General features: G+C 71.8%; 13 protein-coding genes. 2 read left to right on the top strand and 11 right to left on the bottom strand.

The window, feature by feature from the left end; all coding sequences use genetic code 11:
- Nucleotides 1-73: 73 nt before the first annotated feature.
- From ACFYZY_RS25630 to ACFYZY_RS25680, 11 genes are all read right to left on the bottom strand, one after another.
- On the bottom strand, nucleotides 74-916 hold the full coding sequence (locus ACFYZY_RS25630) for a shikimate dehydrogenase (protein WP_388698372.1): 843 nt from the start codon (nucleotides 914-916) through the stop codon (nucleotides 74-76).
- Nucleotides 897-2756 (bottom strand): endolytic transglycosylase MltG, encoded by a 1860-nt coding sequence (gene mltG, locus ACFYZY_RS25635; RefSeq protein WP_388698375.1) that lies wholly within the window; start codon nucleotides 2754-2756, stop codon nucleotides 897-899. The genes ACFYZY_RS25630 and mltG overlap by 20 nt, the downstream gene beginning before the upstream one ends.
- 102 nt (nucleotides 2757-2858) lie before the next feature.
- Nucleotides 2859-3323 carry a Holliday junction resolvase RuvX gene (gene ruvX / locus ACFYZY_RS25640; protein ID WP_388698559.1) on the bottom strand — a complete coding sequence of 155 codons (465 nt, stop codon included), beginning with the start codon at nucleotides 3321-3323 and terminating at the stop codon, nucleotides 2859-2861.
- A gap of 2 nt (nucleotides 3324-3325) precedes the next feature.
- Entirely contained in the window at nucleotides 3326-5995 is a 2670-nt protein-coding gene (gene alaS / locus ACFYZY_RS25645) for an alanine--tRNA ligase (RefSeq protein WP_388698378.1), read from the bottom strand.
- Nucleotides 5995-6339, bottom strand: a complete 345-nt coding sequence (locus ACFYZY_RS25650; protein ID WP_388698381.1) for a DUF6167 family protein — start codon at nucleotides 6337-6339, stop codon at nucleotides 5995-5997. The genes alaS and ACFYZY_RS25650 overlap by 1 nt, the downstream gene beginning before the upstream one ends.
- A gap of 5 nt (nucleotides 6340-6344) precedes the next feature.
- Nucleotides 6345-6782, bottom strand: a complete 438-nt coding sequence (locus ACFYZY_RS25655) for a DUF948 domain-containing protein (RefSeq protein ID WP_388698384.1) — start codon at nucleotides 6780-6782, stop codon at nucleotides 6345-6347.
- 326 nt (nucleotides 6783-7108) lie between these two features.
- A complete protein-coding gene (gene rpsD / locus ACFYZY_RS25660) occupies nucleotides 7109-7723 on the bottom strand; it encodes a 30S ribosomal protein S4 (RefSeq protein WP_030214918.1) in 615 nt (204 codons plus the stop codon).
- A gap of 376 nt (nucleotides 7724-8099) precedes the next feature.
- The gene (locus ACFYZY_RS25665; protein ID WP_388698561.1) at nucleotides 8100-9452 is read right to left on the bottom strand and encodes a replication-associated recombination protein A; all 1353 of its coding nucleotides are present in this window, start codon (nucleotides 9450-9452) and stop codon (nucleotides 8100-8102) included.
- A gap of 42 nt (nucleotides 9453-9494) precedes the next feature.
- Nucleotides 9495-10106 (bottom strand): vitamin K epoxide reductase family protein, encoded by a 612-nt coding sequence (locus ACFYZY_RS25670; protein ID WP_388698387.1) that lies wholly within the window; start codon nucleotides 10104-10106, stop codon nucleotides 9495-9497.
- A gap of 133 nt (nucleotides 10107-10239) precedes the next feature.
- On the bottom strand, nucleotides 10240-11502 hold the full coding sequence (gene hisS / locus ACFYZY_RS25675; RefSeq protein ID WP_388698390.1) for a histidine--tRNA ligase: 1263 nt from the start codon (nucleotides 11500-11502) through the stop codon (nucleotides 10240-10242).
- Nucleotides 11503-11510: 8 nt separating this feature from the next.
- The gene (locus ACFYZY_RS25680; RefSeq protein WP_388698392.1) at nucleotides 11511-12218 is read right to left on the bottom strand and encodes an MBL fold metallo-hydrolase; all 708 of its coding nucleotides are present in this window, start codon (nucleotides 12216-12218) and stop codon (nucleotides 11511-11513) included.
- Between the two features lie 196 nt (nucleotides 12219-12414).
- Here ACFYZY_RS25680 and ACFYZY_RS25685 point away from each other — a divergent pair, with 196 nt between their 5' ends.
- Entirely contained in the window at nucleotides 12415-13221 is an 807-nt protein-coding gene (locus ACFYZY_RS25685) for a peptidylprolyl isomerase (RefSeq protein ID WP_388698395.1), read from the top strand.
- A 219-nt stretch (nucleotides 13222-13440) separates the two neighbouring features.
- A complete protein-coding gene (locus ACFYZY_RS25690) occupies nucleotides 13441-14670 on the top strand; it encodes a DUF349 domain-containing protein (RefSeq protein ID WP_388698398.1) in 1230 nt (409 codons plus the stop codon).
- Nucleotides 14671-14706: the final 36 nt, after the last annotated feature.

Genomic DNA, 14706 nt, shown 5'->3' on the forward strand with positions numbered 1-14706 from the left:
TCCGGTCACCGGACGGGGTTCGTGCGCCGGAGCGGTGTCCCGCCTCCGCCGGCACGCCCGGTGCCGGCGGAACCTACCGGGCCGCCAGTGCCCGTTCTCCCGCCGCCCGCATGGCGGCGAGGGGGGCCGGCGCGCGGCCCGTCATCAGCTCGACCTGGAGGACTGCCTGGTGGACCAGGAGGTCGAGGCCGCCGACGACCTTGCCGCCCCGGTCGGCCCAGGCGGCGGCCAGCGGGGTCGGCCAGGGGTCGTAGAGGACGTCGAAGAGGGTCCCGGCTGCGTCGGGGACGGCGGTCGCCAGGGCGTTCGTCGTGCCGGCGGGGGTGGTCGCGATCACCAGCGGGGCCTCGAACGCCTCCGGCGCGCGCTCCCAGTCGGCGGTGCGCACGTCCACGCCGAGCCGCTCGCCCCAGCCGCGCATCTCCCCGGCCCGCGCCTCGCTCCGTACGTACGCGGTGACGGGCCCCGCGCAGACGCGGGCCAGCGCCGCGAGCGCGGAGGAGGCGGTGGCGCCGGCGCCGAGGACGGCGGCGGCCTCCACCTTCTCGACGCCCCGCTCGCGCAGGGCGGCGATCATGCCGGGGATGTCGGTGTTGTCGCCGACCCGCCGCCCGCCCTCCCGGAGGACGACGGTGTTGACGGCCTCCACGGACGCGGCCGTGTCGCTGACCTCGTCGAGCAGCGGGATGACCGCCCGCTTGAGCGGCATGGTCAGCGAGAGCCCGGCCCAGCCGTCGTCCAGCCCCTCCATGAACCCGGGCAGCGCGGCCTCGTCCACCTCGAAGCGCTCGTACGACCAGGCGTCGAGGCCGAGCGCGGCGTACGCGGCCCGGTGCAGGACCGGGGAGAGGGAGTGGGCGATCGGCGAACCGAGGACGGCGGCGCGGCGGACCACCTCACTGGCTCGTGGTGGCATCGAACTTTTCCTTCAGCTTGTTGTGCTCGGCGAGGGTCTTGGCGAACTCGGTCTTGTGCATGCCGTCGGTGGCGACGAAGTAGATCCAGCCGTCCTTCGTCGGGTCGAGCATGGCGGCCAGCGCCTCGTTCCCCGGATTTCCGATCGGCCCCGGAGGCAGCCCCCTGTGCACGTACGTGTTGTACGGGTCCCGGTTGCTGTTGGCCTCCTTCTCGGAGATCTTGATCTCGCTCTGCCCCTTCAGGTAGTTGAGGGACGAGTCGAACTGGAGCTTCTGGTTGGTCTCGTAGTTGTCCGGCTTGAGGCGGTTGTAGACCACCTCCGCCATCTTGCGGAAGTCGTCGTGGGTCTTGCCCTCCGCCTGGACCAGGCTCGCGACCGTGACGAGTTCCCAGGGCCCCGCGACGCCCAGGGACTTCGCCTTCTCCTCCAGGTCCAGCTTGTCGTACTCCTGGTTGGCGCGGGTCACCATCTTGCGCAGCGCGTCCTCGGGCTTGCCGCCCTTGGCGACGGGATAGCTCGCCGGGAAGAGGAAACCTTCCAGCGGGTCCTTGACGTCGGGGTGCTTCTTGGCCCAGGCGGGCAGACCGAGGGAGTCCGCCTTCGCACGGGCGATCTCCTTCGTGGTGCCCGGCTTGAGGCCCAGGCGTTCGTCGAGCTTCTCGTAGACCCAGACGTTCCGCTTGCCCTCGGGGACGACCAGGTTGGCCTGGCTCGCCGGGTTGAGCATCAGCTTGACCGCGCTCTCCGCGGACATCTCCTTCTTCAGCGTGTAGACGCCGGCCTGGATCGTGTTGCCCTTGGGGTCCTTCTGCTGGGCCGACACGAAGGCGTCGACGCTCTTCACGACGCCCGCCTTCTTCAGGATGTTGCCGATGTCGGAACCGTAGGAGCCCTTGGGGATCTCGACCTGGATCTCGCCGCTGCCGCTTCCCGCGTAGTCGGGAACGGCGCCGAACTGGCCCTGCCAGAACTTGTAGCCGAAGTACCCGATGCCGCCCACGGTGCCGACCAGGACGGCCGCGACGACCAGGCAGGCCATGCCGTTCTTGCCCTTGCGCTTCTTCGCCTTGCTCCGGCGTTCGCGGTCGTCGCCGCGGGAACCGCGTCCGCGCGCCGGTTCCTCGTCGTCGTGGTCGTCGTGGTCGTCGTAGCCGTCGTGGTCGTCACGGCCGCCCCGGTCGTCGTCCCCGCCGGTGAAGAAGGGGTGGTTCTCCTCCTCCGGCTCCGGGTGCTCCTCCGGCGCCCAGTCGATCACCGGCTCCGGCGGACCCTGCCGGCGGCCGGGGGGCTGGGGCGGGGGGTAGGCCCCGGGGGTGCCGTACAGGTCCGGGTCCTGGCCGCCGTACGGATCGGCCGGGGGCGTGCCGTACGCCATGGCCGCCTGGCCCGACTCCCAGCCGCCGTCGTACTGCTGACCGAGGTGCCCGGGCGCGTCGTAACCGCCCTGGTGCCCCGCCCCGTACTGCTGCTGGTCGTAGACCTGCTGGTACTGCTGCTGGTGGTGCTGTTGCTGATGCGGGTGCTGCTGGTGGTGTTGTTGCTGCTGCTGGTCGTGCTGCTGCTGGTACTGGGGGTCGGCGTAGTCCTGCGGCTGCTGCTGGTACTGCTGCGCCTGCTGCCCGTACTGCTGGTACGGGTCGCCCTCGTACCCCTGGCCGCCATGACCTCCGTGACCATCCCGGCCGTACGGGTCCTGGTGGCCCTGGTCCTCGTGGCCGTACTGGTTCGCCTGCTGCGGGTGCGGGTACCGCTGCCGGCCGTCCCACCCCTGGTCCCCGTAGAGCGGGTCCTCGGGGTGCCACGGTTCGGAGCCGGAGCCCCGGCCATACTCAGTCATCGATCCCCAAAACAGCCGCGAGGCTTCCGGACGATCCGCCTCTCCGTAGTACGGCAGCTGTTCGAACGCCGCCGTATCGCGCGGAACGTTACCGTATCGCGATCAGATGACCGCTTCGACGCCCTCACCGGGCGGATTACCTGATACCCGTTCGGACTCAAGAGCGTTCTGCAGGATGATCACGGCGGCGGCCTGGTCGATGACGGACCGCCCCTTCTTCGCCTTCACCCCGGAGGCCCGCAGGCCCTGGGTGGCGGTGACCGTGGTCATGCGCTCGTCCACCAGCCGGACCGGGACCGGGGCGATGCCCTTCGCCATCTCCCGGGCGAAGGCGCGGACCTTGGTCGCGGCGGGGCCCTCCCGCCCGCTGAGCGAGCGGGGCAGGCCCACGACGACCTCGATCGGCTCGTACTCCTCGACGATCCGGCGGAGCCGCCGGTGGGCGGCCGGGACGTCGCGTCCCGGCACGGTCTCCACCGGCGTGGCGAGGACCCCGTCGGGGTCGCACGAGGCGACCCCGATCCGGGCGTCCCCGACGTCGACCGCGATGCGGCGGCCGCGGCGCATCGTCACGCCGTCTCCCCCACGAGGCGCTCGACGGCGGCGACGGCCTCGCCGACGGCCTCCGGGTTCTGGCCGCCGCCCTGGGCGACGTCCGGCTTGCCGCCGCCACCGCCGCCGAGGGTCTTGGCGGCCGTGCGGACCAGCTCGCCGGCCTTGAGGCCCCGCTCGCGGGCGGCCTCGTTGGTGGCGATGACCGTGAGCGGCTTGCCGCCCACGGTGGTGAAGAGGGCGACGACGGCCGGACGGTCGCCCGGAATCCGGCCGCGCACGTCGAGGACCAGCCTGCGCAGGTCGTCGGCGGTGGTGCCGTCCGGCACCTGCCCGGTCACCAGGGCGACGCCCCGGATGTCACGGGCGGACTCGACGAGGCCGGCGGCGGCCTGGAGGACCTTCTCCGCGCGGAACTTCTCGATCTCCTTCTCGGCGTCCTTCAGCTTGCCGAGCATGGAGGAGATCTTCTCCGGCAGCTCCTCGGGACGGCCCTTGACCAGCTCCTGGAGCTGGGCGACGACCGTGTGCTCCTTGGCGAGGAAGTGGTACGCGTCGACGCCGACGAGGGCCTCGATGCGGCGCACGCCGGATCCGATCGAGGACTCGCCGAGCAGCTTCACCAGACCCAGCTGGGCGGTGTTGTGGACGTGGGTGCCGCCGCACAGCTCCTTGGAGAAGTCCCCGATGGTGACGACGCGGACCTTCTCGCCGTACTTCTCGCCGAACTCGGCGATGGCGCCCTGGCGCTTGGCCTCGTCGATCGGCATGACCTCGGCGTGGACCTCCAGCTCGCGCGCGAGGACCTCGTTGATCTTCTGCTCGACGTCGGTGAGGACCGCGCCGGGAACGGCGTTCGGGGAGCCGAAGTCGAAGCGGAAGCGGCCGGGCTGGTTCTCGGAACCGGCCTGGGCGGCCGTCGGGCCGAGGGCGTCGCGCAGCGCCTGGTGGGTGAGGTGGGTGGCCGAGTGGGCGCGGGCGATGGCCCGGCGGCGGCGCACGTCGATGGCGGCGTAGGCGGTGGCGCCCACGGTCACCTCGCCGACCTGCACGGAACCCTTGTGCACCGAGACGCCCGGGACCGGCTGCTGCACGTCGCGGACGTCGATGACGGCACCGCTGTGCAGCCTGATGCGGCCCTGGTCGGCGATCTGGCCGCCGCCCTCGGCGTAGAACGGGGTGCGGTCGAGGACGACCTCGACCTCGTCGCCCTCCGAGGCGGCCGGCGAGGGGACGCCGTTGACGAGGAGGCCGACGACCGTGGTCTCGCCCTCGGTGCTGGTGTAGCCGGTGAACTCGGTGGCGCCCTTGCTGTCCGCGATCTCGCGGTAGGCGGTGACGTCGGCGTGGCCGGTCTTCTTGGCCCTGGCGTCGGCCTTGGCCCGGTCCCGCTGCTCCTTCATCAGGCGGCGGAAGCCGTCCTCGTCCACGGAGAGGCCCTGCTCGGCGGCCATCTCCAGGGTGAGGTCGATCGGGAAGCCCCAGGTGTCGTGGAGCAGGAACGCCTTGTCGCCGGAGAGGACCGTGCCGCCGGACGCCTTGGTCTCGGTGACGGCGGTGTCGAGGATGTTGGTGCCGCCCTTGAGGGCCTTCAGGAAGGCGGCCTCCTCGGCGAGGGCGACGGTCTCGATGCGCTTGCGGTCGGTGATCAGCTCGGGGTACTGCTCGCCCATCGTGCCGATCACGGTGTCCACGAGGTCCTGGACGACCGGGCCGGTGGCGCCGAGCAGGCGCATGTTGCGGACGGCGCGGCGCATGATGCGGCGCAGCACGTAGCCGCGGCCCTCGTTGCCGGGGGTGACGCCGTCGCCGATGAGCATGACGGAGGTGCGCATGTGGTCGGCGACCACGCGGAGCGAGACGTCGCTCTCGTGGGCCTTGCCGTACTGGACGCCGGTGAGCTCGGTGGCCTTGTCGATGACGACCTTGAGGGTGTCCGTCTCGTACATGTTCTGGACGCCCTGGAGGATCATCGCCAGGCGCTCCAGGCCGAGGCCCGTGTCGATGTTCTTGGCGGGCAGGTCGCCGAGGATCGGGAAGTCGTCCTTGCCGGAGCCCTCGCCGCGCTCGTACTGCATGAAGACCAGGTTCCAGATCTCCACGTACCGCTCGTCGTTGACGGCCGGGCCGCCCTCGACGCCGAACTCGGGGCCGCGGTCGTAGTTGATCTCGGAGCAGGGGCCGCAGGGGCCGGGGACGCCCATGGACCAGAAGTTGGGGCCCATGCCCAGGCGCTGGATGCGCTCGGCGGGGACGCCGACGACGTCGCGCCAGATGCGCTCGGCCTCGTCGTCCTGCTCGTAGACGGTGATCCAGAGCTTCTCCGGGTCGAGCCCGTAGCCGCCGTGCTCGACCGGGGTGGTCAGCAGCTCCCAGGCGAGCTTGATGGCGCCTTCCTTGAAGTAGTCGCCGAAGGAGAAGTTGCCGCACATCTGGAAGAACGTGCCGTGGCGGGTGGTCTTGCCGACCTCTTCGATGTCGGGCGTGCGCACGCACTTCTGCACGCTGGAGGCGCGCGAGAAGGGCGGCTTCACCTCGCCCAGGAAGTAGGGCTTGAAGGGCACCATGCCGGCGGGGACGAGCAGCAGAGTCGGGTCGTCCGCGATGAGCGACGCCGAAGGGACGACGGTGTGCCCGCGCTCCTCGAAGAAGCTCAGCCAGCGGCGGCGGATTTCAGCCGACTCCATCAGTGGTCCTCATTCCGGTTGAACGAACTCGTGGGGGACGTGAAGTACGTGGGTGCGGGGCCGAGCGCGGCCCTGCGGCGGGGTTCCGGAAGCTCCCGGGCCGCGTCCGCGCCGTCGGCGGCGTCGAGCCCGAGCGCCTCCCCCAGCTCGGCCTCCCGCTGGACCATGCCCGCCCTCACGTCGAGGGCGAAGTCCTTGAGGCGGTGGCCGGTCTCGACCGCCTTGTTCGCGGCCTGGGCCGCGAGGCTCTCGGGGGTCAGCTGCTTCAGCTTCCGGTTGACCTTGGTGGTGGCCCACACGCCGGCGGCTGCGCCGGCCGTGAACCAGAACGTGCGGCGGAACATACGGCTCAGCCCTTCTGCTTCCGGGGTCGCGAGAACGGCACGGTACGGCCGACGACCACGGTACGGCGCGCGGAGGCGCGCGGGGCGCCCTCCCCGTCCCGGCTCCGGCCCAGCGCCCGGCGCACGCCGTAGCCGAAGGCGGCCACCTTGACGAGCGGGCCGCCGAAGGTGGAGGCGACGGTGGTGGAGAGCGCGGAGGCGTTGGAGGTGACCTCCTGGACGTCCGAGGCGATGGCGTCCACCCGGTCGAGCTGGGTCTGCGCCGACCGCACCGTGGCCGAGGCGTCGGCGAGCAGGGGAACGGCCTGTTCGGTCACGTCCGCCACGAGCTTGGTGGTCGCCCTGAGCGTCTGCGCCAGCCTCACCAGTGCCACGGCGAGGAAGGAGACGAGGATCGCCCAGAAGACGGCCACCAGGAGCCCGGCAACCTCTCCACCGGTCACGCTGCACCGCTCTCTGCTGTCGTTGGGCCTTGTGAAAAGTCGTCCCCCGACCCTATCGCGCCCGGGCTGCCGTGCCGTACCGCATTACCGCCCGCGTCGGCGCCCCCGCGGCCCGTGGAGGACCGGCGGCGAAAACCGGTCGTACGGAGCGCGCGGGGGTGAGCACGCTCCGTGTCCCGTGCGGCGGAGCGGTCCTCCCGGCGGAGCCGGACCGGGCCTCCGGACGGGCCGCCGGGCCCCGGGAACGCGGAAGCCCGCCGGCTCCCCCGCCGGAAAGGGCGGGGAAGCGGCGGGCCGGACACCGCGTGGGCGGTACCGCGCTCGCGTCAGCGGGCGTAGTACTCGACGACCAGCTGCTCGTCGCAGATGACCGGGATCTCCTTGCGGTTCGGGTCGCGGTCGAGGCGGAACGCCAGCGCCTTCAGGTTGACCTGGAGGTAGCGGGGGGTCTCGCCGTCGGCGGCGAAGCCACCCTCGCGGGCGACCTCGAACAGCGGCTTGGTGCGGCTGCGCTCGCGGACCATCACGACGTCGTCGGGACGGACGCGGAAGGACGGCTTGTCGACCTTCTGGCCGTTGACCTGGATGTGGCCGTGGACGACCATCTGGCGGGCCTGGTAGATGGTGCGGGCGATGCCCGAACGCAGGACCAGGGCGTCGAGACGACGCTCGAGCTCGACGACCAGCGCCTCGCCCGTCTTGCCCTCGGCCTTCTTGGCGCGGTCGTAGGCGCGCGCCATCTGGCGCTCGCTGATGTCGTACTGGGCGCGCAGACGCTGCTTCTCGAGCAGACGGACCTTGTAGTCCGAGTTCTGCTTGCGGCCGCGGCCGTGCTCGCCCGGCGGGTAGGGGCGGGCCTCGAAGTACTTGACGGCCTTCGGCGTCAGCGCGATGCCGAGGGCACGCGACTTCTTGACCTTGGGGCGGGACTGGTTCGGCATGAACCAACCTCTCTGTGGGAAAGAAACGGCTTCACCAGGGTTAGGGGAGGTCGCATCCGCAGCCGGGAAACCCGCCGGGTCCGTACGGGACGGACCTGCCGGGCAGCCGCTCCCAGGTCTGGGCACATACGTGCAGCACGCGAACGACCCATCGCCGCTCCCGCGATTCCGGGGGGTGATGGGTGGCACGCGACACCTTCGAAGGTGCGCGACGCTCCTGGAGACCCCGTCCGAGGGCCGGGTCTCCGACTGACTGTCCCGTTCTGGTGGTGCCGACCGGAGCCGGACACGGGACGCAGCGATCCGGACCAGTGTACCGGGTCCGCGCGGGCCCCGCGCACACCCCGATCCCGGAGACGGTCCGGAGCCCTGGGGCCTACTCGTCGCCCCGCAGCCGTGCCCGCACGCGCTCCACCACGTCCGCGTACCTCGCCTCCGCGCCGTAGCGGGTGGGCTCGTAGTACTGGCGGCCGTGGACCGTGTCCGGGGCGTACCGCTGGGCGGCGATGCCGCCGGGCACGTCGTGCGGGTACACGTATCCCCGGGCGTGGCCCAGCGCGGCCGCGCCCTTGTAGTGGCCGTCGCGCAGGTGCGACGGGACCGGGCCCGCGAGGCCAGCCCGCACGTCGGCGAGGGCGGTGCCGATGGCGGTCGTCGCCGCGTTCGACTTCGGGGCCAGGGCCAGGGCGATGGTGGCGTGGCTCAGGGTCAGCGCCGCCTCGGGAAAACCGATCATGGCGACGGCCTGGGCGGCGGCCACGGCGATCGGCAGGGCGTTCGGGTCGGCCAGGCCGATGTCCTCGCTCGCGGAGATCATCAGCCGCCGCGCGATGAAGCGCGGGTCCTCCCCCGCCTCGATCATCCGCGCCAGGTAGTGCAGGGCCGCGTCCACGTCCGAGCCCCGGATCGACTTGATGAGCGCGCTGGCGACGTCGTAGTGCTGGTCGCCGTCCCGGTCGTACGCCACGGCCGCCCGGTCGACGGTCTCCTCGACCGTCCCGAGGGTGATCTCCGCCTCGCCCTTGGCGATCGCCGCCCCGGCGGCGGCCTCCAGGGCGGTCAGGGCGCGGCGGGCGTCGCCGCCGGCGACCCGGAGGAGGTGGGCCTCGGCGTCCGCCGGCAGGGTCACCGCCCCGCCGAGTCCCCGCTCGTCCGTGAGCGCCCGCGCGAGCAGGCCCTTCAGGTCCTCGTCGGTCAGCGGCTCCAGGGTGAGGAGGAGCGAGCGGGAGAGGAGCGGGGAGATGACGGAGAAGTAGGGGTTCTCGGTGGTGGCCGCGATCAGCGTCACCCAGCGGTTCTCGACGGCCGGCAGGAGGGAGTCCTGCTGGGCCTTGGAGAAGCGGTGGATCTCGTCGAGGAAGAGGACGGTCTCCCTGCCGTAGCCGCCGGCCGCGCGCCGGGCGCCCTCGATGACGGTCCGGACCTCCTTGACGCCGGCAGTGATCGCGGACAGCTCCACGAACCGCTTGTCGGTCGCCTTGGAGACCACGTACGCCAGGGTGGTCTTGCCGGTGCCCGGCGGGCCCCAGAGGATCACGGAGGAGGCGCCGGCGGGGCCGCCCGCGCCGCTCCCCACGAGCCGGCGCAGCGGCGAGCCGGGTTTGAGCAGATGCCGCTGGCCCGCCACCTCGTCGAGGGTGCGGGGGCGCATCCGGACGGCCAGCGGGCTGCTGGACGGGTCCTTCTCCTGGCGTTCTTCGGCGGCTGCGGTAAAGAGGTCGGGCTCCACGTTCATGAAGCCTAGGTCACGCCGCCGACAACGCCGCCGGGATCAGCTCGTCCAGAAGTCCCACCAGCGGGTCAGGATCAGCATGCCGATGATCCCGATGTGCAGGGCGGGCAGGACCCAGGTGAACTCGCCGAAGAAGGTCCTCAGCCACGCGGGGGCGGGGATCACGCCGTGGCGCACGTTGTGCGAGGTCACGTACCAGAACATGACGATGGTCCCGACCCAGGCCAGGCAGCACCACAGGCAGAGCGCGTTGATCTCGTACAGCGACTGGTAGGTGAGCCAGGCGCAGAAGCCGACGCCGAAGAGGGTGCCGGCGTGGAGGCCGAGCCAGTACCAGCGGCGGTAGCGGGCGCCGGCGAGCAGCCCGACGCCGATCGCGATCACCATGCCGTACGCGACGAGGCCGATCATCGGGTTGGGGAAGCCGAAGACCGAGGCCTGCTCGCTCTTCATGATGTTGCCGCAGGAGACGACCGGGTTGAGGCTGCACCCGGGGGTGAAGCCGGGGTCCTCCAGGAGCTTGAACTTGTCGATCGTGATGACCCAGGCGGCGAGCAGTCCGGCCGCGCCGGTGACCACCAGGAGCCGGGCGAAGGCGCGGCTCGCTCCGATCGTGCCGGGTGCCGGGTCGTCCACCGCTGCTTTCGTCATGTTTCCGATCCATCGCTCGCGGGCTGCTGGGCACGGACATTCTGCCGCACGGAGGCCCGTGTCCACCGTTCGGTGGACATAAGGAAGGGCCCGGCCGCTCGCGCGCCGGGCCCCCCTCCGTACGTACCGGGGGTCAGGCCAGCTCGGCCCGCACCGCGTCCAGGAGGTCGTCCAGGGCGACCGCCCGCTGCTCGCCGGACTCCATGTCCTTCAGCTGGACGACGCCCTCGGCGAGGTCGCGCTCGCCGGCGACGACGGTGAGGCGGGCGCCCGAGCGGTTGGCGTCCTTCATGGAGCCCTTGAGGCCCTTGCCGCCGAAGGAGAAGTCCGCGGCGACGCCGGCCCTGCGCAGCTCGGTGACCTTGCCGAAGAGGACCCGGCGGGCCTCCTCGCCGAGGGCGACGGCGAAGACGCTGGTGGCGGAGGGCAGGTCGAGTTCGACGCCCTCGGCCTCCAGGGCGAGGACCGTGCGGTCCACGCCGAGCGCCCAGCCGACGGACGGCAGCGCGGGGCCGCCGATCATCTCGGAGAGGCCGTCGTAGCGGCCGCCGCCGCCGACCGCCGACTGCGAGCCGAGGCCGTCGTGGACGAACTCGAAGGTGGTGCGGGTGTAGTAGTCGAGGCCGCGCACCAGCTTCGGGTCGTCCTCGAAGACGACGCCCGCCGCGGTGATCAGGGCGCGCACCTCCGCGTGGTACGCCGTGCACGCGTCGCACAGGTGGTCGCGCAGGAGCGGGGCGCCGGTGAGCTGCTTCCGCACGGACTCGCGCTTGTCGTCGAGGACGCGCAGCGGGTTGATCTCGGCACGGCGCAGGGTGTCCTCGTCCAGGTCGAGGCCGCGCAGGAAGGTCTGGAGGGCCTCGCGGTAGGCGGGACGGCACTCCTTGTCACCGAGCGAGTTCAGCAGGATGCGGAAGTTCCGCAGGCCCAGGGAGCGGTACGCCTCGTCGGCCAGGATGATCAGCTCGGCGTCGAGCGCCGGGTCCTCGGCGCCGATCGCCTCGGCGCCGACCTGCGAGAAGTGCCGGTAGCGGCCCTTCTGCGGGCGCTCGTAGCGGTAGTACGAACCGGAGTACCAGAGCTTGACCGGCAGGTTCCCCCGCTTGTGGAGGTTGGCCTCCAGGGCGGCGCGGAGCACGGAGGCGGTGCCCTCGGGACGCAGGGCGAGGCGGTCGCCGCCCTTGGTCTCGAAGGCGTACATCTCCTTGGTCACGATGTCGGTGGACTCGCCGACGCCGCGGGCGAAGAGGTTCACGTCCTCGAAGCCGGGGGTCTCGACGTAGCCGTAGCCGGAGCGGCGCAGGGGGGCCGCGATGGCCTCGCGGACGGCGAGGTAGGTCGCCGAGACCGGCGGGATGAGGTCGTAGGTGCCCTTGGGGGCCTTGAAGGTGCTCACGTGGGTCGTCACATTCCTCGTCGGGGAGCGTCGGGGCTCCCGAGGCCGGCGGCCACCTGCCGGAGGTAGGGGTTGGTGGCGCGTTCCTGGCCGATGGTCGTCTGGGGACCGTGCCCCGACAGCACCACGGTCGAGTTGTCGAGCGGCAGGCACACGCGGGCCAGCGATCCGAGCATCTCGTCCATGTCACCGCCGGGCAGGTCGGTGCGTCCGACGGAGCCGGCGAACAGCAGGTCCCCGGAGAAGAACACGGAGGGGACCTCCGCGGTCTCGGGCATCCTGAAGGTCACCGACCCCTTGGTATGGCCGGGCGCGTGGGCGACCGAGAACTCCAGACCGGCGAGCCTCAGCTCGGAGCCGTCCGCGAGTTCGCGCACGTCGTCGGGCTCCCCCACGGTCAGCTCGCCCATGAGGGGCATGCCGATGGAGCGGCCGAGGGCCTTCTCCGGATCGCTCATCATGTAGCGGTCCGAGGGGTGGATCCACGCGGGGACGTCATGGGCGCCGCACACCGGGACGACGGAGGCGACGTGGTCGATGTGCCCGTGGGTGAGGACGACGGCGACGGGCTTGAGCCGGTGCTTCCTGAGCGTCTCCTCGACACCCCGCGCGGCCTGGTGGCCGGGGTCGATGATCACGCACTCCTCGCCCGCGGCGGGGGCGACCAGATAGCAGTTGGTCCCCCAGGCCCCGGCGGGGAACCCGGCAATCAGCACGTTCGTCCTTAGGGTCGTCCGGCACGGGGGCGCGGGATTCACGGACACGAGAAACACAAGAAACACAAGAAACACGAGAAACACGGAATGCGGCGGATCAGAGCCTACCGGCGGTGCCGCTTCCACAGCCAACCCGTATACGGTACGGGCACATCCGGCCAGGCCGGGAACAGACGAGCGACAAGGAGCGGACCCGGTGGTCAGCAGCGATCAGCGGCGGCGGCAGCTTGCCAGGGAGAAGTACGTACGGCAGCAGCAGCGGCGGGAGGAGAAGCGCCGCAAGGCCAGGCGCCGCAACACCGTCGTCGCCTCCGCCCTCGCGGTGGTGCTGGCGGCGGGCGGCGCCGTGTACGCCTCGGTGAAACTGACCGACGACGGCACGAAGGGCTCGGACGGCGCGGCGGGCGGCACGCCCACCCCCGGGGCCTCCTCCTCCACGCCGGCGCCCTCGCGGTCCGCGAACCCGGAGCCGGAGCTCACCGTGGACCGGAACGCCTCGTACGACATGGTGCTCAGGACCAACGAGGGCGCCGTCACGATCACCATGGACGCGGCGAAGACCCCGCGCACGGTGAACTCCTTCAAGCACCTCGCGGACAAGAAGTACTTCGACGGGACCAAGTGCCACCGGCTCACCACGCAGGGCATCTACGTGCTCCAGTGCGGCGACCCCCAGGGCACCGGCACCGGCGGCCCCGGCTACACCATCCCGGACGAGAACCTGGACGGCCTCGGCAAGGCGGGCGCGGACGGCACGGTGACCTTCCCGGCCGGCAGCGTGGCCATGGCGAACACCGGACAGCCGGGCAGCGGCGGCTCCCAGTTCTTCCTCGTGTACAAGGACACCAAGCTGCCGCCGACGTACACCCCCTTCGGGAAGATCGACGCGGCCGGTCTCAAGGCGGTCCAGGACGTCGCCGCGGCCGGTGTCGCGGGCGGCGCCACGGACGGCGCCCCGAAGAAGGCCGTCACCATCGAGAAGGCGACCGTCACGAAGAAGTGAGCCGGAGCGGACGCGCGGGCCCGCGCGTCCGCTCCCGCGCGCCGGCCGTCGAATCTCGGTCCCGCCGAGTGCGGACAGCCGGGCCGCGGTTCGCCTAGATTGGCGGTGTGCAGCGTGGGCCGTCGGCCGCGCTGCGGAAGGCGGGCGAGGCCCGCCGGGAAACTGTGGACGATGCCCGGGGGGTACGACCCCGCGACGGCATCATGGTGAGGAGGCGCTGTGAGCAGCGACCCGTGGGGCCGCGTCGACGAGACGGGCACCGTGTACGTGCGGACGGCCGAGGGCGAGAAGGTCGTCGGATCGTGGCAGGCCGGCACCCCCGAGGAGGCCCTGGCCTACTTCGAGCGCAAGTACGAGGGCCTGGTGGTCGAGATCGGCCTCCTCGAGAAGCGGGTGAGGACCACCGACCTCTCGGCGAAGGACGCCACCGCGGCGATCGAGCACATCCGGCACCAGATCGACGAGCACCACGCCGTCGGCGACCTGGCCGCGCTCGGCGCCCGCCTGGACAAGCTCGTGGAGACGGTCGAATCGCGCCGCGAGGAGCGCAAGGCCCAGAAGGCCCGGCAGACCGACGAGGCGCGGGCCGCCAAGGAGAAGCTCGTCGCCGAGGCCGAGGAACTGGCCGGGAGCGAGCAGTGGCGCTCCGCGGGCGAGCGGCTGCGGGCGCTCGTGGACACGTGGAAGGCCCTCCCGCGGCTCGACCGCAAGTCCGACGACGAGCTGTGGCACCGCTTCTCGCACGCCCGCTCGGCGTTCTCGAAGCGCCGCAAGGCCCATTTCGCGTCCCTGGACGCCCAGCGCGAGGACGCCCGCAAGGCGAAGGAGCGCCTGGTCGCGGAGGCCGAGTCCCTGTCGAACTCCACCGACTGGGGGGCCACGGCGGCCCGCTACCGCGAGCTGATGGCGGACTGGAAGGCGGCGGGCCGTGCCCAGCGCGAGCACGAGGACGAGCTGTGGAACCGCTTCCGCGGCGCCCAGGACGTCTTCTTCGCGGCGCGCGGCGAGGTCTTCGCCGAGCGGGACGCGGAGCAGACCGAGAACCTGAAGCTGAAGGAGGAGCTGGCGGCCGAGGCCGAGAGGCTCGTCCCGGTGACGGACCTGAAGGCGGCCCGTGCGGCCTTCCGCTCCCTCAACGAGCGCTGGGAGGCGATCGGTCACGTCCCGCGTGACGCCCGGCCCAAGGTGGAGGGCCGGATGCAGGCGGTGGAGCGGGCGATCCAGGAGGCCGAGGAGGCCGAGTGGCGCCGGACGAACCCGGAGGCGCGCGCGCGTGCCGCGGGTCTGACCGGCCAGCTCCAGGACGCGGTCGAGAAGCTGCGCAAGCAGATCGACGCGGCCCGCGCCGCCGGAAACGACGCCAAGGCCGACAAGCTCTCGCGTGAGCTGGAGGGCCGCCAGGCCCTGCTCGACCAGGCCCTGAAGGGCCTGGAGGAGTTCGGCGGCTGACACGGCCGTCACGAAGGGGGCGGTTCCGGTGCGTAC

The organism is Streptomyces sp. NPDC001744, from assembly GCF_042892575.1.
Classification (GTDB): domain Bacteria; phylum Actinomycetota; class Actinomycetes; order Streptomycetales; family Streptomycetaceae; genus Streptomyces.

What these genes read in the sequence shown, in the direction of transcription:
- ACFYZY_RS25630 (WP_388698372.1), bottom strand. Translation starts at nt 916, where the DNA reads ATGCCACCACGAGCCAGTGAGGTGGTCCGCCGCGCCGCCGTCCTCGGT.
- mltG (WP_388698375.1), bottom strand. Translation starts at nt 2,756, where the DNA reads ATGACTGAGTATGGCCGGGGCTCCGGCTCCGAACCGTGGCACCCCGAG.
- ruvX (WP_388698559.1), bottom strand. Translation starts at nt 3,323, where the DNA reads ATGCGCCGCGGCCGCCGCATCGCGGTCGACGTCGGGGACGCCCGGATC.
- alaS (WP_388698378.1), bottom strand. Translation starts at nt 5,995, where the DNA reads ATGGAGTCGGCTGAAATCCGCCGCCGCTGGCTGAGCTTCTTCGAGGAG.
- ACFYZY_RS25650 (WP_388698381.1), bottom strand. Translation starts at nt 6,339, where the DNA reads ATGTTCCGCCGCACGTTCTGGTTCACGGCCGGCGCAGCCGCCGGCGTG.
- rpsD (WP_030214918.1), bottom strand. Translation starts at nt 7,723, where the DNA reads ATGCCGAACCAGTCCCGCCCCAAGGTCAAGAAGTCGCGTGCCCTCGGC.
- ACFYZY_RS25670 (WP_388698387.1), bottom strand. Translation starts at nt 10,106, where the DNA reads ATGACGAAAGCAGCGGTGGACGACCCGGCACCCGGCACGATCGGAGCG.